19 protein-coding genes are annotated in these 19,635 nt (G+C 70.8%); 13 read left to right on the top strand and 6 right to left on the bottom strand.

Going from position 1 to position 19,635, the window contains the following annotated elements:
• Positions 1–3 precede the first annotated feature (3 nt).
• From ACWCRB_RS26970 to ACWCRB_RS26980, 3 genes are all read left to right on the top strand, one after another.
• Positions 4–1,224 carry a Gfo/Idh/MocA family protein gene (locus tag ACWCRB_RS26970; RefSeq protein WP_450998499.1) on the top strand — a complete coding sequence of 407 codons (1,221 nt, stop codon included), beginning with the start codon at positions 4–6 and terminating at the stop codon, positions 1,222–1,224.
• The gene (locus ACWCRB_RS26975) at positions 1,221–2,156 is read left to right on the top strand and encodes a DUF6807 domain-containing protein (RefSeq protein ID WP_450998500.1); all 936 of its coding nucleotides are present in this window, start codon (positions 1,221–1,223) and stop codon (positions 2,154–2,156) included. Before ACWCRB_RS26970 ends, ACWCRB_RS26975 begins: the two co-directional genes overlap by 4 nt.
• Positions 2,157–2,278: 122 nt before the next feature.
• The gene (locus ACWCRB_RS26980; protein WP_450998528.1) at positions 2,279–2,911 is read left to right on the top strand and encodes a cupin domain-containing protein; all 633 of its coding nucleotides are present in this window, start codon (positions 2,279–2,281) and stop codon (positions 2,909–2,911) included.
• Between the two features lie 21 nt (positions 2,912–2,932).
• Here the strand turns inward: ACWCRB_RS26980 and ACWCRB_RS26985 are convergent, their stop codons facing one another.
• Complete coding sequence (locus tag ACWCRB_RS26985; RefSeq protein WP_450998501.1) at positions 2,933–3,709, bottom strand: TVP38/TMEM64 family protein; 777 nt, start codon at positions 3,707–3,709, stop codon at positions 2,933–2,935.
• A gap of 439 nt (positions 3,710–4,148) precedes the next feature.
• Here ACWCRB_RS26985 and tuf point away from each other — a divergent pair, with 439 nt between their 5' ends.
• Both tuf and ACWCRB_RS26995 read left to right on the top strand, forming a co-directional pair.
• Positions 4,149–5,318 carry an elongation factor Tu gene (gene tuf, locus ACWCRB_RS26990; RefSeq protein WP_450998502.1) on the top strand — a complete coding sequence of 390 codons (1,170 nt, stop codon included), beginning with the start codon at positions 4,149–4,151 and terminating at the stop codon, positions 5,316–5,318.
• Positions 5,319–5,420: 102 nt separating this feature from the next.
• The gene (locus ACWCRB_RS26995; protein ID WP_450998503.1) at positions 5,421–6,266 is read left to right on the top strand and encodes a spermidine synthase; all 846 of its coding nucleotides are present in this window, start codon (positions 5,421–5,423) and stop codon (positions 6,264–6,266) included.
• A gap of 28 nt (positions 6,267–6,294) precedes the next feature.
• Here ACWCRB_RS26995 and ACWCRB_RS27000 read toward each other — a convergent pair whose 3' ends face one another.
• Together ACWCRB_RS27000 and ACWCRB_RS27005 are read right to left on the bottom strand one after the other, a co-directional pair.
• Positions 6,295–7,596 (bottom strand): MFS transporter, encoded by a 1,302-nt coding sequence (locus tag ACWCRB_RS27000; protein ID WP_450998504.1) that lies wholly within the window; start codon positions 7,594–7,596, stop codon positions 6,295–6,297.
• 102 nt (positions 7,597–7,698) lie between these two features.
• Entirely contained in the window at positions 7,699–8,793 is a 1,095-nt protein-coding gene (locus ACWCRB_RS27005) for a hypothetical protein (protein WP_450998505.1), read from the bottom strand.
• 86 nt (positions 8,794–8,879) lie between these two features.
• Between ACWCRB_RS27005 and ACWCRB_RS27010 the strand changes: the two genes are divergently transcribed.
• On the top strand, positions 8,880–9,317 hold the full coding sequence (locus ACWCRB_RS27010; RefSeq protein WP_369032640.1) for a DUF4442 domain-containing protein: 438 nt from the start codon (positions 8,880–8,882) through the stop codon (positions 9,315–9,317).
• A 51-nt stretch (positions 9,318–9,368) separates the two neighbouring features.
• Positions 9,369–10,031, top strand: coding sequence for a formylglycine-generating enzyme family protein (locus ACWCRB_RS27015; RefSeq protein ID WP_450998506.1), 663 nt, complete (start codon positions 9,369–9,371; stop codon positions 10,029–10,031).
• Between the two features lie 16 nt (positions 10,032–10,047).
• On the opposite strand, the gene galU is transcribed toward ACWCRB_RS27015, so the two are convergent.
• Positions 10,048–10,998, bottom strand: coding sequence for a UTP--glucose-1-phosphate uridylyltransferase GalU (gene galU / locus ACWCRB_RS27020; RefSeq protein WP_450998507.1), 951 nt, complete (start codon positions 10,996–10,998; stop codon positions 10,048–10,050).
• Between the two features lie 535 nt (positions 10,999–11,533).
• On the opposite strand from galU, the gene ACWCRB_RS27025 reads away from it, so the two are divergent.
• The 3 genes from ACWCRB_RS27025 (at position 11,534) to ACWCRB_RS27035 (ending at position 15,842) form a co-directional block, all read left to right on the top strand.
• Positions 11,534–13,441, top strand: a complete 1,908-nt coding sequence (locus ACWCRB_RS27025) for an RICIN domain-containing protein (protein WP_450998508.1) — start codon at positions 11,534–11,536, stop codon at positions 13,439–13,441.
• Positions 13,442–13,508: 67 nt separating this feature from the next.
• Positions 13,509–15,137 (top strand): carboxylesterase/lipase family protein, encoded by a 1,629-nt coding sequence (locus ACWCRB_RS27030; RefSeq protein WP_450998509.1) that lies wholly within the window; start codon positions 13,509–13,511, stop codon positions 15,135–15,137.
• Positions 15,138–15,191: 54 nt separating this feature from the next.
• On the top strand, positions 15,192–15,842 hold the full coding sequence (locus tag ACWCRB_RS27035) for a DedA family protein (RefSeq protein ID WP_450998510.1): 651 nt from the start codon (positions 15,192–15,194) through the stop codon (positions 15,840–15,842).
• 60 nt (positions 15,843–15,902) lie between these two features.
• Here the strand turns inward: ACWCRB_RS27035 and ACWCRB_RS27040 are convergent, their stop codons facing one another.
• Entirely contained in the window at positions 15,903–16,430 is a 528-nt protein-coding gene (locus tag ACWCRB_RS27040; protein ID WP_450998511.1) for a gamma carbonic anhydrase family protein, read from the bottom strand.
• A 108-nt stretch (positions 16,431–16,538) separates the two neighbouring features.
• Here ACWCRB_RS27040 and ACWCRB_RS27045 point away from each other — a divergent pair, with 108 nt between their 5' ends.
• Positions 16,539–17,321 (top strand): acyltransferase, encoded by a 783-nt coding sequence (locus ACWCRB_RS27045; RefSeq protein ID WP_450998512.1) that lies wholly within the window; start codon positions 16,539–16,541, stop codon positions 17,319–17,321.
• 110 nt (positions 17,322–17,431) lie between these two features.
• On the opposite strand, the gene ACWCRB_RS27050 is transcribed toward ACWCRB_RS27045, so the two are convergent.
• On the bottom strand, positions 17,432–18,289 hold the full coding sequence (locus ACWCRB_RS27050) for an EamA family transporter (protein WP_450998513.1): 858 nt from the start codon (positions 18,287–18,289) through the stop codon (positions 17,432–17,434).
• 143 nt (positions 18,290–18,432) lie between these two features.
• Between ACWCRB_RS27050 and ACWCRB_RS27055 the strand changes: the two genes are divergently transcribed.
• Positions 18,433–19,005: an XRE family transcriptional regulator gene (locus tag ACWCRB_RS27055; RefSeq protein WP_450998514.1), complete on the top strand. Its 573-nt coding sequence runs from the start codon at positions 18,433–18,435 to the stop codon at positions 19,003–19,005.
• A gap of 43 nt (positions 19,006–19,048) precedes the next feature.
• Complete coding sequence (locus ACWCRB_RS27060) at positions 19,049–19,612, top strand: YbaK/EbsC family protein (RefSeq protein WP_450998515.1); 564 nt, start codon at positions 19,049–19,051, stop codon at positions 19,610–19,612.
• The last annotated feature ends 23 nt before the right edge of the window (positions 19,613–19,635 follow it).

Consider the following 19,635-nt stretch of genomic DNA (forward strand, 5'->3'; position numbering starts at 1 on the left):
ACCATGGCCACACCCGCAACCAGCCCCGACACCACACCCACCCCACATGGGTCCCCCGCTCCGCTCCCGCCCCTCACCGGCCGTCGTATCTGGGCCGCGATCGTCGGGGTGGGTGCCATCGGTCGCGGGTCGCATCTGACGGCGCTCGCCGAGCTGGCCGGCGAGGGCGAGACCGAGGTCGTCGCGGCGGTCGACATCAACGCCGACGCGGTGAAGGCGTTCTGCGCGGAGAGCGGGATTCCGCACGCCTACACCGACCTGGAGCAGATGCTCCGGGAACAGCGCCCCGACCTGGTGACCATCTGTACGCCGCCCACCCTGCACCGCGAGCAGACGGTGGCCGCGCTGCGCGCCGGGGCCTGGGTGTGGTGCGAGAAGCCGCCGGTGCCGACGCTCGCCGACTTCGACGCCATCGAGGCGGAGGAGGGGCTCGGGGGCGGCCCGTACGCCTCGATCGTCTTCCAGCACCGCTTCGGGTCCGCCTCCACCCATGTACGGCGGCTGCTCGCCGAGGGGGCCCTGGGCCGGCCACTCGTGGCGCACTGCCAGACCACCTGGTACCGCGACACCGCCTACTACGCCGTGCCCTGGCGCGGGCGCTGGGCGACGGAGGGCGGCGGGCCCGCCATGGGCCATGGCATTCATCAGATGGATCTGCTGCTTGATCTGCTCGGGCCCTGGAGCGAGGTGCGCGGGATGGCCGGGCGGCTCGTGCACGACGTCGAGACCGAGGACGTCTCCACCGCGCTCGTCCGGTTCGCGAACGGCGCGCTGGCGACCGTCGTCAACAGCGTGCTCAGCCCCGACGAGGTCAGCCGTATCCGGATCGACTGCGAGCGCGCCACCGTCGAACTCACTCATCTGTACGGGCACTCCAACGCCAACTGGACCATCACCCCGGCGCCGGACGTGCCGGAGGCGGAGGTGGCCGCCTGGCGCGACTTCGGGCCGGACGTGCCGAGTTCGCACACCGCGCAGCTGCGTGAACTGGTCGCGAGCATGCGCGCCGGTGAACGGCCGCGCAGCAGCGGCACGGACGGGCGGACCAGCCTGGAACTGATCACCGCGCTCTACAAGTCCGCGTTCACGGACACGACCGTCAAGGCCGGGGACATCGGCCCGGGCGACCCCTACTACTCAGCGCTGCACGGCGGGGCACCCGGCTGGGCGCCCGCCGAATCCGTCAAGGTGTCCGGATCCGCTACCGAGGAGGCGTCCGCGTGACCACGTCCACCGACCTGCGCATCGTCCACGCGCACGGCGACCGCATCACCGTGACCGAGCCCGTCACCGGGGTCGAGCTGTTCAGCTATGTGTACGGAGCCGAGGCGGCCTGGGAGGCGCCGAAGCCGTATCTGCACCCGGTGCGGACGCTCGCCGGAAACGTTGTCACCGACTACCGGCCCAACGACCACCGCTGGCACAAAGGCCTCCAGCTGACGGCCTCGCACCTCTCGGGGTCGAACCTGTGGGGCGGCAACTCCTATGTGCACGGCGAGGGTTATCTCGCGCTTCCCGAGCGCGTCGGCTCGATGGCGCACGTCGCCTTCGACGAGATCGCCTCGGACGCGGGCCGGGTCGTCATCGCGGAGCGGCTCACCTGGCACCCGTACAGCGGGGAGCTGTGGGCGGAGGAGGAGCGGCGGGTCGAGGTGCACGACGTCGATCCGGCCGCCGGTTCCTGGGCGCTGACCTGGACGAGCGCGATCACCAACCGGCGCGACGAATCGCTGCTCTTCGGCAGCCCCACCACCGCCGGGCGCGAGGCCGCGGGCTACACCGGCCTGTTCTGGCGCGGCCCGCGCGCCTTCCGGGACGGGCATATCCTCGGCCCCGACTCCGAGGGGCCCGAGCTGATGGGCGAGCAGGCGCCGTGGCTGGCGTACTCCGGCGAGTTCGACGGCGCCGACGGACACGCCACGCTGGTCTTCGCACACGCGCCCGAGAACGACCACCTGGGAGCCGAGGGCGCCCACCCCGCCCACTGGTTCGTGCGGAACGAGCCGTTCGCCGCAGTCGCCCCCTCCTGGGCCTTCTACGACGAACTGGAACTGGCGCCCGGCGACACCCTCACCCGCCGCTACCGGGTCGTCGTCGCCGACGGGGAGTGGGAACGGGAGGGCGTCGCCAAGTACCTGGAGGAGCACCCGTGGTGAGCCCGGGGCCGGACGGAACCGGTGGAACGGCCTTCGCCGGGCTGCCGGGCGGCGTCGCCGTCTCGCATCTCTCCGTCTACGACTGGCCGGCCGTCGACGGTGTCTGCGGCGGAACTCCCCATATGCATCTGACCTGTTCGGAGGCGTACGTCGTCACGGGCGGGCGGGGCGCGGTGCAGACGCTCACGACGTCCGGGTACGAGGTGACGCCGCTCGCGCCCGGTACGGTCGCCTGGTTCACGCCGGGCACCATCCACCGGCTGGTCAACGAGGACGAACTGCGCATCACCGTCCTCATGCAGAACAGCGGGCTGCCCGAGGCGGGCGACGCGGTGCTCACGCTGCCGCCGAAGTACCTCACCGACCCGGAGACCTACGCCGCCGCGACCGTGATCCCGGCCGACGCGCCCGTCGCCGAGCAGGAGCGGGTCGCCCGGGCCCGGCGCGACCTCGCCCTTGAGGGATACCGGGCGCTGAGGGACGCGAAGGGGCCGGAAGCGCTGGCCGCCTTCCACGAGGCCGCCGCCGCTCTCGTACGCCCTCGGCTCGCCGACTGGCGCGAACGCTGGCGGCGCGGTGCGGAGGCGGCGGCCGGTGCGACCGGAGATCAGCTGGACCGTCTGGAACGGGGCGACACGTCCCACCTGACCGATGCCGTCGTACGGGCCGAACAGCCTTCGGCGCACGGCAAGTTCGGGATGTGCGGGCGCCTGGACGTGTACGACGTGTACGACGTGTACAAGGGCGCCTCTTAGCGGCGGCTTGTGGAGGGGTGCTCAGTGCCCGCGCAGATGATGCCGCTTGCGCCAGGCCACCACGGTGCCCAACACGGCCGGTACGGCGATGAAGGCCATCGCGATCAGGAAGGCGGGGGAGGTCGGCGACGAGGCACGGGCGCCCGCGACGACGTACGCGGCGGTGTTCGGGATCGACCCGAGGGCCGTCGCGATCAGGAACGGCAGCCAGCCCATGCGGGAGACGGCCGCGCAGTAGTTGGCGGCCCAGAAGGGCACCCCGGGGAACAGTCGCGCCGCCATCATCGAGCGGAAGCCGTGCCGGCTGAGCTGGCCGTCCGCCGCCCGGAGCCAGCGGGCGCGCAGCAGCGGGCGCAGCGCGTCCTGGCCGAGGAGGCGGCCCAGACCGAAGGCGGCACCGGCGCCCAGCACCGTGCCCGCGAGCGCGGTGGCGAGGCCCACCTGGGAACCGAACAGCGCGCCCGCCGCGAGATTCAGCAGCGGGCGTGGCACGAACGCCACGGTGCACAGTCCGTACGCCGCTCCGAAGACGACCGCCGCCGCGGCACCGCCGACCTGGGGCGGCCAGCCGTCGGCGAGCAGCCGCTGCGGCTCGAAGAGCAGGACGCACGACGCCGCGGCGCCGAGCAGCGCCACCAGGAGCGACAGCCGTGACCACGGCGAGAGCAGTGCTCTCGTGCAGCGCGCGGCGAGACCACTCGGTGGGGTGACGATGATGACGGCCGGGGAGAGCTCCGTGGCGATGGCCGGGGGAGTGGCCGTGGCGGTGCCCCCAGAGCGGGTGGTGGCATCGAGCATTCGGCGACACTAACCGACGTGTATGTGTGATCGCCGTATGGTTCGTCTCAACGGGGGAACAACGAGGGGAACTCCCGGCGCGCCGAGTGACACGTGCGCCCACACCCTGCGGGAACGCCACTCCGGTGACATGCGCCACTGGTTCGCGGAGAACCGGCAGAAAACCATTCGACGTGCGGTGACGCGTCGGCGATGATCGGTCTCATGTTCCGGTACGCCTTCCTCCTCGCAGCATCCGCGGTCGCGGATGCCCCGAAGGCTGCCGTCCCGATCATCGTGGCCACCGTCGACGGCGCCCGAAGCTGACCCTTCCCGGATCGTCCGGCGGACCCCGCAGGGGGAGGGTCGGCGAACCTCCCCGGGGTCCCCGTTCCGGCCGCGTTCTCCGCGCCCGGGGCCATCACTGAAGTACCGCAGGCAAAGGCTTCGAGGTACCGCCATGTCCAAGACGGCATACGTCCGCACGAAACCGCATCTCAACATCGGCACGATGGGCCACGTCGACCACGGCAAGACCACCCTGACCGCCGCCATCACCAAGGTGCTCGCCGAGCGCGGCTCCGGCACGTTCGTCCCGTTCGACCGGATCGACCGCGCTCCGGAGGAGGCCGCGCGGGGCATCACCATCAACATCGCGCACGTCGAGTACGAGACCGACACCCGCCACTACGCGCACGTCGACATGCCGGGTCACGCCGACTACGTCAAGAACATGGTCACCGGGGCCGCGCAGCTCGACGGGGCGATCCTCGTCGTCTCCGCGCTCGACGGGATCATGCCGCAGACCGCCGAGCACGTCCTGCTGGCCCGGCAGGTGGGCGTCGACCACATCGTCGTCGCCCTCAACAAGGCCGACGCGGGCGACGAGGAGCTGACCGACCTGGTCGAGCTGGAGGTACGTGACCTGCTCACCGCGCAGGGGTACGGCGGCGACGCGGTACCCGTCGTACGGGTGTCGGGGCTGAAGGCCCTTGAGGGGGACCCTCGTTGGACTGCCTCGATCGACGCGCTGCTCGACGCGGTGGACACGTATGTGCCCATTCCCGAGCGGTATCTGGACGCGCCGTTCCTGTTGCCCGTCGAGAACGTGCTCACCATCACGGGTCGGGGGACGGTGGTCACGGGTGCGGTCGAGCGGGGCACGGTTCGGGTGGGCGACCGGGTCGAAGTGCTCGGCGCGGGGCTGGAGAGCGTGGTGACGGGGCTGGAGACGTTCGGCAAGCCCATGGAGGAGGCGCAGGCCGGGGACAGTGTGGCGCTGCTGTTGCGTGGGGTGCCGCGCGACGCGGTTCGTCGGGGGCATGTGGTTGCGGCGCCCGGCAGTGTGGTGCCTCGACGGCGGTTCTCCGCGCAGGTGTATGTGCTGTCCACGCGGGAGGGTGGGCGTTCTACGCCCGTCTCGACCGGGTATCGGCCGCAGTTCTATATCCGTACGGCGGATGTCGTGGGGGATGTGGACCTTGGTTCTGTGGGTGTCGCTCGGCCTGGGGAGACGGTTGCTGTGACCGTTGAGCTGGGGCGGGAGGTGCCTTTGGAGGCGGGGCTCGGGTTTGCCATTCGTGAGGGTGGGCGGACTGTGGGGGCGGGGACTGTGACTGCCGTCGAGTGAGGGTGGTTGTTTGGGTGCGTGGGGGACTGCGGGTCCGCTGTGGCTGGTCGCGCAGTTCCCCGCGCCCCTTTGGGGCGCGCTTCAGCCAGGCACAATGATGATGTGACCGAGTCCATTCCTGTTGCCCGTGCCGTCGATCATGGGTTCGCCAAGCTCATGCCCGACGTCGATCGCGCGCGGGCCTGGTTGCTCACCGTCGATGGGGCTCCTCAGTCGTATGTCGATCTTGATGAGCCGACGTATTTGGAGTTCGAGTACGCGCGGCGGCTCGGGCATGTGCTGGACACCCTCGCGGAGGCGGGGCGGGCGTTGGACGTGGTGCATCTCGGTGGGGGTGCGTTGACGTTGCCCCGGTATGTGGCCGCCTCTCGGCCGGGGTCCCGGCAGGATGTCGTCGAGGCCGATCGGGGGCTGCTCGATCTGGTTGTGGAGCATCTGCCGCTGCCTGTCGGCTCGGGGATCGTCCTGCACGCGGACGATGCCCGGGCCTGGCTCGAAAGTGCCCCCGACGACTCCGCCGATGTGCTTGTCGCCGATGTGTTCGGCGGTTCGCGGGTTCCGGCGCATCTGACCTCCCTCGCGTACGCCGACCAGGCCGAGCGGGTGCTGCGCGGGGATGGTGTCTATCTTGCCAATCTGGCCGATGGTGCGCCCTTCGCCTTTCTGCGGTCCCAACTTGCCACGTTTTCGGTGGTGTTCGAGGAGTTGGCGCTGATCGCCGAGCCGGGTGTCCTGCGGGGGCGGCGGTTCGGGAACGCGGTGCTCGTCGCCGCGCATCGGCCTCTCGACGCGGCTGCCCTGGCCCGGCGCGTCGCCTCCGACGCCTTTCCGGCCCGGCTCGAACACGGGCCCGCGCTGAGGGAGTTCATCGGGGGCGCCGCGCCCGTGCGGGACGAGGACGCGGTGCCGTCGCCGGAGCCGCCGGAGGGGGCCTTCGGTATCGGCTGACGGTCGGTGGGCGGGGGCGGTGGGCGGATCAGCCGCCGGTGTTCTCCAACTCGCCCTTCACCGGGGCCTCTTGGGTCGTGTCCCGGGTGGCCTTCGACGTACGCCGGGTGAGGTTCCGTACGTCCGGTACGCACAGGGCTGCCGCCGTCACCACCACGACCAGGACCGCGCAGCCCCACAGGGACGCCGTACGGCCGAAGGTGTGTTCCGCCGGGCCAGCCAGGGCCATGGCGAGGGGGAGCATCGCGACCGAGCCGAACCAGTCGTACGCGGCGACACGGGAGAGTTTGTCCTCGGGGATCTCCTGGTGCAGCGCGGTCATCCAGCTCACGCCGAACACCTCCTCCGTCAGGCCGGTCACGAACATCACCGCGCAGAGCACGGCCACCGGGACCGGGATGGCCAGCGCGGCTGCGGGCAGGGCCAGAGGGAACACGCAGAGCGTGCCGGCGAGGAGCAGACGGCGTGGTTTCCAGCGCATCATCAGTACGGCGCCGGCGACCGTGCCCGCCCCGAACATGGACAGCGCCAGCCCCCATGGCCCCGCCCCGCCGAGGCTGTCGCGGGCCACGAGCGGGCCGTAGACCGACTGGGCGGCACCGATCACCGCGTTGGCGACGGCGAACTGGACGACGATCGCCCACAGCCACGTCCGTCCGGAGAACTCCTGCCAGCCCTCGCGCAGATCGGAGAGCATCCCGCCGCCCGGTTCGCGCGCCGGGATGTGGCTCACGTCGAGGAAGGAGCGCAGCCCTCCGGCGACCGCGAACGCCGCCGCGTCCACCGCGAGGACCCAGCCGGGCCCCAGTACGGCGACCATCGCGCCGCCGAGGGCCGCGCCGCCCATCGCCGCGCTCTGCATCGCCATCCGGAACACCGCGAAGGCACGGGCGGCCTGCTCGCCCTCGACCGAGGACAGCAGCATGCCCTCGGACGCCGGGCCGAAGAACGCGTGCGCGGTGCCGCCGAGGCCGGTCAGGAGCATCATCTGCCACAGCTGCGGCTCGCCCGCCAGGACGAGCACCGCGAACGCCGCCTGCGAGAGGCAGTTGACGGCGTTGGCGGCGACCATCACATGATGCCGGGGGAGCCGGTCGGCGACCGCACCGCCGATCAGCAGGAACAGGACCAGCGGCAGTGTCCGTGCCGCCGCCACCAGCCCCACGTCACCGGCGTCGCCGCCCGCCTCCAGTACGGCGAACGCGGCGGCGACCAGTGCCCCGTTGTTGCCGAGGTTCGTCACACCCGCCGAGGCCGTCAGCAGGATGTAGTTGCGGCCGGCCCAGGAGGGGCGCCGCGGGCGTATGGCGGGGGAGTCGGCGGAGGTCACCGGGCGACTATCGCGGCCCGCCGCCGACTTGCCAATCCGTTTTCCGACCCTTCGCGACCGGGACCGGCCGGTTTCAGCCGGTCGCCGGTGGCCGCTCCGCCCTCAGGCCCCCGTCGGGTCCCCGTGCAGCCGTACCGTGCTCAGGATCTGCATGATCGTCTCTTCGGGGACCTCGCCGGTGACGCCCGTGGCGCCGTACAGGCTCCACGCCACGTAGTCGCCGGCCGAGTTCTTGAAGCCGAAGGTGATGGCCTTGCCGTCGCTGGCGCACTTGCCGGTCTGCGGTGTGTTCTTCGAGTGGGCCCGCGCGAGGCTGCCCGTGATGCCGGACTTCGTCGTGTACGGCGTCGCCTTCTCGTCGAAGACCAGGCTCTTCCTGTCCGGCTGCGTGTAGCCGCCGTAGACCCACCAGGGCACCTGGTTCAGCGCGACCTCGTCGGCGTTCTTCGCGCCGCTCGCGCCCTTGGTGCCCACGGCCGCCAGCGCGGTGTCCGACGTACGGCCGTCCTTGTCGTCGTCCGACACGCACCACTTCGACTTGTAGTACGCGGGCGCCGACATGGTGATGAGGGGCTTGGCGTCGGTGTCCTCGAAGCCGATCAGCGTGCCCGGCGACTTCACCTCCCACTCCGCCGGTACGTCGAAGGCCGTGCCCCACTTCGGATTCACGACCACCTTCCAGCCGGCGACGGTCGGCTGCTCGGCCTGCGAGTCCCGCGGGTTGTCGTCCGAGGCCGGGGCGGAGGCGGACGCGGAGGCGGACGCCGAATCGGCGGGGTCCGTGGATGGCGAGGCGGGGGCCGACTGGCTCGACTGTCTGCCCTTGTCGCCCGAACTCGCCGTCTCCTCTTTGTCCTTGTCGCCGCCCAGGACGAGGAACCCGGTCACCCCGGCCGTGATCACGACCGCGGTGGCCGCGACGATCGCGGTGATCTTCGTCCGGTTCCCGCCCCCGTCCCCGCCCGACGGCGGCTGCGGAGTGCCCATCGGCGCCGGAGCGCCCCATCCGGGCTGGGACTGGGGATAGGGGTTGGGCTGCGGATACCCGGTCTGCTGGTATCCGGGCTGCTGGTACGGGTTCGGCTGCTGATAGCCCGCCTGCTGGTAGGGATTGTGCGGCGGGACCTGCGCGTGCTGCGGACTGTGCGGGTCCTGCGGGTTCTGCTCGCCCCCGGGCGGCTGCTGTTCTGGCCACATGGCCGGTAACGATACGGGGATCGACCCGCCGTATCTGGTCAGAATTGGCTACTCATGGGTAACATGCGGGCATGAGCGCAGACCAGATGTCGATCGGCGAACTTCTCACCGCCACGGTGCCGATGGTTCGTACGCTGAACCTCGAGTACCTGGAGACCACCCCGGAGAAGGCCGTCCTGGCTCTGCCGGACCAGGGCGAGTACCGCAACCATGTCGGCGGACCGCATGCCGGAGCCATGTTCACGCTCGGCGAGTCGGCCAGTGGCGCGATCGTGCTCGCGGCGTTCGGTGATCAGCTGTCCCGGGCCGTGCCGCTGCCCGTCACCGCCGAGATCGCGTTCAAGAAGATCGCGCTCGGCCCGGTCAAGGCCACCGCGACCCTCGGCCGCCCCGCCGCCGAGGTCGTCGCCGAACTCGACGAGGGCAAGCGCCCCGAGTTCCCGGTGACCGTCGCCATCCAGCGCGAGGACGGCGCCGTCACGGGCGAGATGACCGTCATCTGGACGCTGCGCCCGAACAGCTGACGGCTGATCAGAAGCCGTTCGTGGGGCGGTCGTTGATACGATCGGCCGCTCATGGACGTCAGCCCGGAAGCCGAGATGATCGCCGTCCCGCCGGGACGCGTGACGCTGTCCGACCGGCGCACACAGCGCAGTTGGCCGGTGGACCTGCCCCCTTACCGCCTCGCGGCCTGTCCGGTCACCCGGAGCCGGTACGAGCGGATCGCCGGCCGCCCGCCGAGCACCGCGCCGGGCGACGGACTGCCCGTCGAGAGCGTCTCCTGGCTGGACGCGGTCCGGTTCTGCAACGCGCTCTCCGAGAGTGAGGGACTGGCCCCCGCGTATCGGCTGGACGCCGACGACGTCGCATGGGACACCTCGGCCGACGGATACCGGCTGCCCACCGAGGCCGAGTGGGAACACGCCTGCCGGGCCGGTACGGACGGCGCCCGCTACGGCCCGCTCGACGACATCGCCTGGCATCGCGGCAACTCGGACGGGCGCCTGCGCGCGGTGGGCGGCAGGCAGGCCAACGCGTGGGGCCTGTACGACATGCTGGGCAATGTCTGGGAGTGGTGCTGGGACCTCTACGACCCCGAGGTCTACGGCACCTACCGGGTGCTGCGCGGTGGCGGGTGGTTCGACGAGCACTGGAGCTGCCGGGCCTCGGTGCGCCGCCGAAGCCACCCGACCTTCCGTGTCGACGACGTCGGCTTCCGCGTCGCACGGTCCGGCTGAGCCGGTCCCCGGCCTCTCAGGCCGCGATCCGGTTCCTGCCGTCGTCGTCGGCCACCCGCTCGTTCCCGCCGTCGAGCCCCGCCACGAACTCCTTGAGCCAGGACACGAATTCGGGGCCCAGGTCCGGGCGGTCGCAGGCCAGGCGGACGACAGTGCGCAGATAGTCCGCCTTGTCGCCGGTGTCGTAGCGGAGGCCGTCGAAGACGACACCGTGGACCGTGTCGCCGGTGGCCAACTCCTGGAGGGCGTCGGTCAGTTGGATCTCGCCGCCCCGGCCGGGCGGGGTGCGCTCCAGGACTCCGAAGACGGCCGGGTCCAGGACATAGCGGCCGATGACGGCGTACCGGCTCGGCGCGTTCTCGGGCGACGGCTTCTCCACCAGGCCCGTGACGCGTACGACCCCGTCCTCGTCGGTCGGCTCCACGGCCGCGCAGCCGTAGAGGTGGATCTGCGCCGGGTCGACCTCCATCAGCGCGACCACGCTGCCGCCGTACCGGGCCTGTACGTCCAGCATCGAGGCGAGCAGGGTCTCGCGCGGGTCGATCAGGTCGTCGCCGAGGAGGACGGCGAAGGGCTGGTCGCCCACGTGGTTGCGGGCGCAGAGCACCGCGTGGCCGAGGCCCAGCGGGTCGCCCTGCCGTATGTGGTGGATGTTCGCCAGGCGGGCCGGATCGCGCACCGCGTCAAGCCGTACGGTGTCGCCCTTCGCGGCCAGTGCCTGTTCGAGTTCCGCCGCGTTGTCGAAGTGGTCCTCGATGGCCCGCTTGTGGCGTCCGGTGACCATCAGGATGTCGTCCAGTCCGGCCGCGGCGGCCTCCTCGACGACGTACTGGATGGCGGGCTTGTCGACTACCGGCAGCATCTCCTTCGGCGTCGCCTTCGTCGCGGGGAGGAAGCGGGTGCCGAGACCGGCGGCCGGGACGACCGCCTTGCGGACGGTCCTGGGTGAGGTGTGGGGGACGATCATGCGGCTCATGCTGGCGCACGGGGATGAGAAACCCCCGAAAGAACGGTGGGAGCATCCTGTGGGCCTGCCCTGAGTCGTTCACAGGTCGGCTTCGGCGGCCTACACCCCTGACCGGGCCCGAAGTTGAAGATTGTGTGTGCCATCGGGGCGCTCATGCACACAACTTGGTGCTCATCCGGGTTCGATTTCGAAAGCCGGTGCGGATACCGGTGGTAACACATCTGAATTCTCTTCGTTTTGAACTTCGGTCACTCGAACTCCTTGTTTCCTGTGAGACGGGTGTGCGAGTGTGAGCCTCCTCGCGCGGGGGCGGAGGTCAGACCCCCTTTTCCCCGCTCGGGATTACGTGCCGGTCGACCCCAGTCCCACAGGTGACGAGTCGTAGGTACGAACCAATCAGGCACCTGCTTTCCGGTGGATGTGCAATTCGCTCGCGCCGTCCTGCGGCTTGGAAGGAATTGGTTCTGTGCAATCCCCTCACCCACCGCGCCCGCCCTACCCGCCTCGTCCTGGCGCGAGCCCCGGGGAATCCGACATGAACCTCGCCGCGCGACTGCGCGGGCGGGCGGAGGGCGAGAGCGCGTACGCCGTCGCGCTGCTCCTGGCACGGCACTGGCAGGCGACGTACGACTACGCGGCCATCTGCCTCGCGGCCGAGGGGGACCTCGCCACCATGGCGGCCACCTCGGCCTTTCACCGGGTGCTCGGGCGGCTGGAGCGCAGCGAGTCGAATCAGGCCGTGCGGCCCCAACTCCTCGTGGCGGTACGGGAAACGGTCCGCGAGTGGTCCGCCGAGGACGGAATTTCGGTGCTGCTCCCGGAACTCCGCAAAACCACCGGCGCGCGTGGTCTACGCGCGGCGAGAGCCCGGACATCCGAAAAGCGGCAACTCACCGAGCGGTCATTCGGTGTCCTGCCGAGAGCGGCCCAGTGCCTCCTCTGGCACACCGAGGTCGAGGCCGAGCCCATTTCCGTACCGGCCGGTCTGCTGGGGGTCGACTCCGGAAGCGCTTCGACAGCGCTGGAGCAGGCACGCGAGCAATTCAGGACCGCTCTTGTACACGCGCATCGCGAACTCGCGCCGACGAAGGAATGCCGCTTCTACAACCGTCTCCTCGACGTCCCGATCCGACGCGGCGGCGGCCTGCTGCCCGATGTCGAACAGCATCTGGTGGCGTGCCGTCACTGCCGGCACGCGGCCGAGCAACTCAGCCATTTCGAGGGCGAACTCGGCACCCTGCTCGCCGAAGCCGTGCTCGGCTGGGGAGCCCGCCGCTATCTCGACTCCCGGCCGGGCCGCGGTGGCCCGGGCGCCTTCCCCCGCAAGCGGTCCGGCCGGGGCAGCGGGCGTCCCGGCGGCGGTGGCCGCCATCGCCTCATGGCCCATCTCCCGCTGCCCGACGAGCGGTTCGGCCTCCCGAGGCGGCGCACGCGGGCCGTGGCCGTCGGGGTCGGTGCCCTGTCCCTCGCGCTGCTCGCGACCGTGCTCACCGCCCGGAACTGGTCGGACGAGAACACGGTGCCGATGGCCACCTGGGGCGCGGCGAGCGGCTACTCGGCCGACCCGGGCTCTGCCTCCCCGGACCCCACCGCCCGGGAGCGGGACTCCCAGTCGCCGAGCGGTGACACACCCTCGGCCACCGCCGCCGCCTACCCCGGCATGGCCGAACGCGGCAGGCTGCGCCATGTCGCCACGGGCCTGTGCCTGGACATCCGGGGCGGCCGGGTCGTGGCCGGCGCCGGCACCCGGCTGGCCGTGTGCTCGTCCGCCGCGACCCAGCAGTGGTCGTACGAGTACGACGGCCTCCTGCGCAGCCTCGCCGACCCCAGCCTGTGCCTCGACTCGCACGCCGCCGACGGGGACGTAGCTCTCAAGGGCTGCGTCGGCTCCGACGCGGCGGACGCGGACGAGGTCCGCTACGACCTCACCGTCCAGGGCGAACTGCTGCCCCGCTGGCGCGAGGAACTGGTCGTCGCGCCCGTCTCGCTCCGCGCCGGCGCGGACGTCGTCGTCAGGACGAGGACCGGGGCGGCGGGGGAGACCTGGACGCTCGACTCCGAGTCGTCCGTGTCCGACGACTCCAGCAAGAAGAGCGACGGGGCGAAGGACGGCAAGGACAGCAAGGACGACAAGGGTTCGAAGGGCGGGGGGTCCGGGCAGCAGGGGCCGGAGTCCGATGCCGGGAACGGGAGTTCGGGACCGGCCGGGTCGCCCGCACCAACCCCCACCCCCACACCTTCGCCCGAGGCCACCTCCGGCGAGCAGTTCGAGACCCGCTACGTCGTGGACGACTGCTGCGACGAGCCCGCCCCGGACCCCGCCCCGGCGACGGCCGCACAGCCGCAGCCGCTGGACGCGGTGGAGCCGGTCGTCGTCGCGGTCGTGCAGACGGTCGGCTCGATCACGGGGGCTGTCGGGTCACTCCTGGGCCCAAGTGATTGACACGAGTCACTGTCGGTCCTAGGTTCCCCGGCGCGATCACCTTCCCCCACAGAAGGAGCGACGGCCCATGACCGACATCGATCACCGGGGCGAACGGGAACGGGAACGGGGCGGAGGTGGTCGCGGGCTGCGCCGGCTGGCGGTCGGGCTTCTGGCCGTCGCCGCCCTGCTTGTGGCCCCCGTTCCGGCGGCGCAGGCCGCGCAGGGCGGCACCCTCGTGCGTACCGACGCGGGCTGGGTACGAGGTGAAGTCACCGCCGAGGGGCGGCAGTTCCTCGGCATCCCCTACGCCGAGCCGCCGGTCGGCGCGCTCCGCTGGCGGGCCCCGCGGGCGGTCGAACCGTGGCAAGGGGTGCGTACGGCCGGGGAGTTCGGCAACAGGTGCGTACAGACGTCGAGTTGGGACCCCGGCTACGAGCAGCCGAGCCACACCGAGGACTGCCTCGACCTCAATGTGTACGTCCCACCAGGCGCCGTACGTACTCCCGTGCTGGTCTGGCTGCACGGCGGCGGGCTCACCGCGGGCGCCGGTGAGGACGTCGTGCCGGACACCTTCGCCCGGCGTACCGGCGCGGTCGTCGTGACCGTCAACTACCGCCTCGGAGCGATGGGGTTCCTGGCCACGGACGCCCTCGACGGCGAGGCCCGCGACGGGGTCTCCGGCAACTTCGGCATGCTCGACCAGCAGGCGGCCCTGCGCTGGGTACGGGCCAACATCGGCCGTTTCGGGGGCGATCCGGGCCGGGTGACCATCGCCGGCGAGTCCGCCGGCGGCCGTTCGGTGTGCACGCAGCTGGCCTCGCCGACCTCAACGGGCCTGTACCGGGCGGGGATCGTGCAGAGCGGCGCGTACAACGACTGCTCGGCACGTCCGCACACGTCGGCGACCGCACAGGGCGCGGCCTTCGCCGAGAGGCTCGGCTGCACCGGCGCCGACGCTCTCGGCTGCCTCCGTTCCAAGTCCGCCGCCGAGATCCTGGCCGCGCAGGGCGGTTTCGACTGGGCCCCGGTGACCGGCGGGGCCTTCCTGCCGACGCAGCCCTTCGAGGCGTTCGCGAACGGGGCTGCCGCACGGGTGCCGGTGCTCAACGGTGCCAACCGGGACGAGGGCAGGATGTTCGCCTTCGCCGCCTTCGACGCGAACGGCACCCCGCTCACCGCCGAGCGGTACCCCACGGTCATGCGGGCCGCCTTCGGCGACCGTGCCCTGGAGCGCTACCCGCTGTCGGCCCACCCCTCGCCGAGCATCGCCTACGGCACCGCACAGGGCGACGGACTGTTCGCCTGCCCCGCGCTGCGGCTCGACAGGGTGCTCGCAAAGCGCGGCCCGGTCTACACGTACGAGTTCGCCGACCGGACCTCGCCGCCGTTCGCCTCGCTGCGGAACCTGGGTACGGACTTCGACTTCGGGGCGACCCATGTGAACGAGGTGCAGTACCTCTTCAAGCACTTCGGTCTGGAGTCGCCGCTGGACGCCGAGCAGCGGGTGCTGTCGCGGCAGATGGTCCAGTACTGGGGGTCTTTCCTGAGGGGTGGTGTTCCGCGTGCGGAGGGGCAGCCGGCGATGCCGGGTCACCCCGGCGTGGTGCTCTCGCTGCGGACGGGTTCGGCGGGCGGGAACGTCCTGAGTGGCGATGTCGGGCGGGAACACCAGTGCGATCTGTGGGACGCGGAGACGTCTTCGGTGTCACCGTGACCCGGTAGGCTTCGGGCCTACCAGACGTACGGCGAGATCGGAAGGACACCGGCGTTGCACGTGCAGGAGTGGCTGGAGACGATCCCGGCGGTCAGTATCTACGCGCTGGTGGGAGTGGTCATCGGGCTGGAGAGTCTGGGCATTCCGCTGCCGGGCGAGATCATTCTGGTCTCCGCCGCGCTGCTCGCCTCCCAGCATGGTGAGATCGATCCGTTCGTTCTCGGAGCGTGCGCCAGCGCCGGTGCGATCATCGGTGACTCGATCGGCTATGCGATCGGTCGCAAGGGTGGTCGGCCGTTGCTGGCGTGGCTGGGTGGGAAGTTCCCCCGGCACTTCGGGGAGGGGCACATCGCCACGGCTGAACGGTCCTTTGAGAAGTGGGGTATGTGGGCCGTCTTCTTCGGGCGGTTCGTTGCCTTGCTGCGGATCTTCGCGGGGCCCCTCGCGGGGGTGCTGCGGATGCCGTACTGGAAGTTCCTGATCGCCAATGTGCTGGGTGGGATCGTTTGGGCGGGTGGGACTACCGCCGTCATCTACTACGTCGGGGTTGTCGCCGAGTCGTGGTTGAAGCGGTTCTCTTGGCTGGGGTTGGTCCTGGCTGTGGTCTTTGGGCTTACGTCGATGCTGGTGCTGAAGCGCAAGGCGAAGAAGATGGGTGCTCCGCGGGAAGCCGAAGTGGAGAGCGCCGTGGGGGCTTCTGAGTGAGTTTGGGCGCGGGCCGTTCGTGGCTTGTCGCGCAGTTCCCCGCGCCCCTGGGTGGGTGCTCTACTCGTGGGTTTTTTTGTGGGCCTTGGCGAGGTGGGCGTAGTGGGTGCCGTTCAGGGTGACTCCCTGTTGCTCCTCCTCCGTCAGTTGCCTGCGTACCTTTGCTGGTACGCCTGCCACCAGTGAACCCGGTGGGATCTGCATGCCCTGGGGGACCAGGGCCTGGGCTGCCACCAGGGAGCCTGTGCCGATCACCGCGCCGTTCAGGACTGTTGCGCCCATGCCGATGAGGCAGTCGTCCTCGACCGTCGCGCCGTGGACGACCGCGTTGTGGCCCACGGAGACGCGTTCGCCGATGGTGACCGGGAAGCCCGGGTCGGCGTGCAGGGTGCAGTTGTCCTGGATGTTGCTGTCGGCGCCGACCGAGATTCGCTCGACGTCGCCGCGCAGCACCGCGCCGTACCAGACGCTCGCGCCCGCCTCCAGGGTCACGTCCCCGATCACCGTGGACGTGGGTGCCACGAAGGCACCCTCGTCCACTTTCGGTTCCCTGTCGCCGATGCCGGTGATCAACGCCCTGTGCGTCATCTCGCCTCCTGGTCCTGGATTACCCCAGACCGTACGCCACCCTCCGTGGGGTGAAGATCACAGGTCCCGCGCATGCTGGGCCCGGCCGGCCGTGAGTACGGTGAGCGGGTGCCCAAGCCCAAGAACACGTTCTCGTCATGGCGGCGTCGGCTGGCGCAGCGCGCGGTGCACGCCGGCTGGGCCTGGGTGCAGCGCACGGGTTCCGTGACCGCCGAGAACCCCGGGCGGCTGGCCTTCCGGTCGATGGGGACAGGTACCAGGCTCGCCTTCCCGCTGGGCACGGTCTTCGGTGAACCCTGGATCGAGCTGGGATCGCATTGCATCGTCGGGGAGCAGGTGACCCTGACGGCCGGACTGATGCCCGACCTCGACATGGGGCCGGACGCGATACTCCGCATCGGCGACGGGGTCGTCCTCGGCCGGGGCAGCCATGTCATCGCCGACACGACGGTCACCATCGGCAGCGACTGCTACTTCGGGCCGTATGTGTATGTGACGTCCACCAATCATTCGTACGACGATCCGCACGAGCCCATCGGCAAGCAGTGGCCGCGCATGGAGCCGGTGGAGATCGGCCCGGGCTGCTGGATCGGCACCGGTGCGGTGATCCTGCCGGGGGCGCGGATCGGGCGGAACGTGGTGGTGGCGGCCGGTGCGGTGGTGCGCGGTACGGTGCCGGATCACTCCGTGGTGGCGGGGGCTCCGGCCAAGGTCGTACGCAGGTGGACGGCGGACGGTGGCTGGCGGCCGCCGTTGCGGACGCCGGCGCCGATTCCGATTCCCGATGGCATCACTCCGGAGCAGTTGCGGGCGTTGGCGGAGTTGGATGCGGGGGCGGCGGCGCGGCTCGCCGAGCTGGATGCCGAGGAGTATGGACGCGGTCCGGTGTGAAGCCGCGGGTTCGGTGTGAAGCTGCGGGTTCGGTGGGGGCTTGTCGCGCAGTTCCCCGCGCCCCTAGAAGAGGCGCCCCTTCGGGGCTGCCTCTTCTAGGGGCGCCCCTATCAGCCCGTTGCCAGCATGAGTGTGCCCACCAGGGCCAGGCCCGCGCCCGTTGCCTGGATCGTGCGTAGGCGTTCGCTGAGGAAGCCGCGTGCTGCCAGGGCTGTGACCACCGGGTAGAGGGATGCGAGTACGGCGGCCACCGTGACCGGGCCGTGCTGGGCGGCGATCGAGTAGGTGCCGTTGGCGGCGACATCGGCGAGGCCGACGAAGGCGAGTGCGGGGAGTGTGCGCCAGGGGAAGCCGCCCGGCGGGAGGGCCGCGCCGCCTCGGCGGACCGAGACGTACAGGGCGGCGCCGCCGACGGCCACGTTCGTCACGCGTTGGACGAAGAGCGCGAGGAACAGGCCGGTGAGGGTGGTCGACGCCTCCGCGATCAGGGCGAACACCGTGCCGAAGCCGAACGCCGCGAGCAGGGTGAGCAGGATCGCCTGCCGTTGCACGGGCGCGCCCCTGAGCTGGGGTCCGCCCGCGAGGACGACCCCGACGACGGCGACCGCGATCCCCGCGAACTGGATCAGCCCGGGACGCTCGCCGAGGAAGAGCCCGACGCTGATGGGGACGGCGACACCGAGGGAGCCGAGCGGGGAGACGACCCCCATCGGGCCGAGGGCGAGCGCCTTGTAGAAGGAGAGCAGGGCCACCGGTCCGACGAGGCCCGCGGCGAGCGCGAACCACAGCCGTGGACCGGCCTCGCCCCAGCCGCCGGTGAGGACCACGATCGTGCCGAGCACCACCGCCGCGATCGACTGCGAGACCACGACCACCGTCAACGCGGACATGCGCCTGGTCAGGAGGCCGCCACCGAAGTCGGCCAGCCCCCAGAGGAGGCTGGTGGCCAGGGCGAAGAATGCGGTCATCGGGACGCCTCGCAGTACAGTGGAGTGAACGATTCGGTTCACCACACCGTAGTGCAGTGAAGTGAACTCTGTCATTCAGAATTTTGTACCAGTAGTCTCGTGTATCAGTCTTGTGCTCGGAATCTTGTCCTCAGGGTGGAACGTTGTCGGATCTCGACCTGCTGACCCAGTCGCTGGCGCGCAGCGTGAAGCGCTGGCGCGCCGAGCGCGGTTTCACCCTGGAGACGCTCGCCGCGCGGGCCGGGGTCAGTCGCGGGATGCTCATCCAGATCGAGCAGGCCCGCACGAACCCCAGCCTCGGTACGGTCGTGAAGATCGGCGACGCGCTCGGCGTCAGCATCACCACTCTGCTCGACTACGAACAGGGGCCGAAGGTCCGGATCGTCCCCGCCGACCAGGCCGTACGGCTGTGGCACACCGACGCCGGCAGCTACAACCGGCTGCTCGCCGGCGCCGAGGCACCGGGCCCGCTGGAGCTGTGGGACTGGCGGCTCATGCCCGGCGAGAGCAGCCCGTCCGACCCGCACCCCGCGGGCACGGTCGAGCTGCTCCATGTCACGGCGGGCGAACTGACGCTCACGGTCGACGGGGTCGAGCACCGCGTCCCGGCGGGCGCGAGCGCCACCTTCGAGGCCAACGTCCCGCATACGTACGGCAATGACGGCGCCGTACCGATGGAGATGATGATGTCGGTGTCGGTCCCGCCGGTGAGCTGAGCCACCCGGCAGGGGGTCACTCAGGGGCTGTTAGCGTGCCGTCATGCGTGCACCCATCGGAGACTTCGACACCGCGACCCCGGCCCCCGACTGCCTCGACGAACTCGTCGGTCCGGTCGCCGACGCCGTACGCCGGTGGACCGGCAGCACTCCCGCCGACCAGATCCTTTACGTCGACACCGACCCGGAGTGGGCCGACACCGCCGTCTTCGTGCAGCACTACGGGCGGGAGCTGCTCGAACAGTCGGCGAACTGCGTGGTCGTGGCCGGCAAGCGCGGCGGCGAGACCACCCTCGCCGCGTGTCTCGTCCTCTCCACCACCCGGGTCGATGTGAACGGGGTGGTGCGTCGCCAACTCGGCGCCCGCAAGGCCTCGTTCGCGCCGATGGACACGGCCGTCGGGGAGAGCGGGATGGAGTACGGGGGCATCACACCGATCGGACTCCCGGAACCCTGGCCCCTGTTGGTCGACTCGGCCGTCGTCGACCTTCCCTGGGTGCTGGTGGGGAGTGGTCGTCGGCGCGGCAAGCTGCTGGTGCCGGGGAAGGCGTTCGCCGAGCTGGCGGGTGCGGTGGTGGTGGAGGGGCTCGGGCTGGGCGTCAACTGACCTCAGTGGCCTGCCTGGTGAGC

It is taken from the genome of Streptomyces sp. NPDC002156, from assembly GCF_053593675.1.

Excerpts from the sequence above, each read along its gene's own strand:
- ACWCRB_RS26970 (WP_450998499.1), top strand. The coding sequence starts at position 4 with ATGGCCACACCCGCAACCAGCCCCGACACCACACCCACCCCACATGGG.
- ACWCRB_RS26980 (WP_450998528.1), top strand. The coding sequence starts at position 2,279 with ATGCATCTGACCTGTTCGGAGGCGTACGTCGTCACGGGCGGGCGGGGC.
- ACWCRB_RS26985 (WP_450998501.1), bottom strand. The coding sequence starts at position 3,709 with ATGCTCGATGCCACCACCCGCTCTGGGGGCACCGCCACGGCCACTCCC.
- tuf (WP_450998502.1), top strand. The coding sequence starts at position 4,149 with ATGTCCAAGACGGCATACGTCCGCACGAAACCGCATCTCAACATCGGC.
- ACWCRB_RS27005 (WP_450998505.1), bottom strand. The coding sequence starts at position 8,793 with ATGTGGCCAGAACAGCAGCCGCCCGGGGGCGAGCAGAACCCGCAGGAC.
- ACWCRB_RS27010 (WP_369032640.1), top strand. The coding sequence starts at position 8,880 with ATGTCGATCGGCGAACTTCTCACCGCCACGGTGCCGATGGTTCGTACG.
- ACWCRB_RS27015 (WP_450998506.1), top strand. The coding sequence starts at position 9,369 with ATGGACGTCAGCCCGGAAGCCGAGATGATCGCCGTCCCGCCGGGACGC.
- galU (WP_450998507.1), bottom strand. The coding sequence starts at position 10,998 with ATGATCGTCCCCCACACCTCACCCAGGACCGTCCGCAAGGCGGTCGTC.
- ACWCRB_RS27025 (WP_450998508.1), top strand. The coding sequence starts at position 11,534 with ATGAACCTCGCCGCGCGACTGCGCGGGCGGGCGGAGGGCGAGAGCGCG.
- ACWCRB_RS27030 (WP_450998509.1), top strand. The coding sequence starts at position 13,509 with ATGACCGACATCGATCACCGGGGCGAACGGGAACGGGAACGGGGCGGA.
- ACWCRB_RS27040 (WP_450998511.1), bottom strand. The coding sequence starts at position 16,430 with ATGACGCACAGGGCGTTGATCACCGGCATCGGCGACAGGGAACCGAAA.
- ACWCRB_RS27050 (WP_450998513.1), bottom strand. The coding sequence starts at position 18,289 with ATGACCGCATTCTTCGCCCTGGCCACCAGCCTCCTCTGGGGGCTGGCC.
- ACWCRB_RS27060 (WP_450998515.1), top strand. The coding sequence starts at position 19,049 with ATGCGTGCACCCATCGGAGACTTCGACACCGCGACCCCGGCCCCCGAC.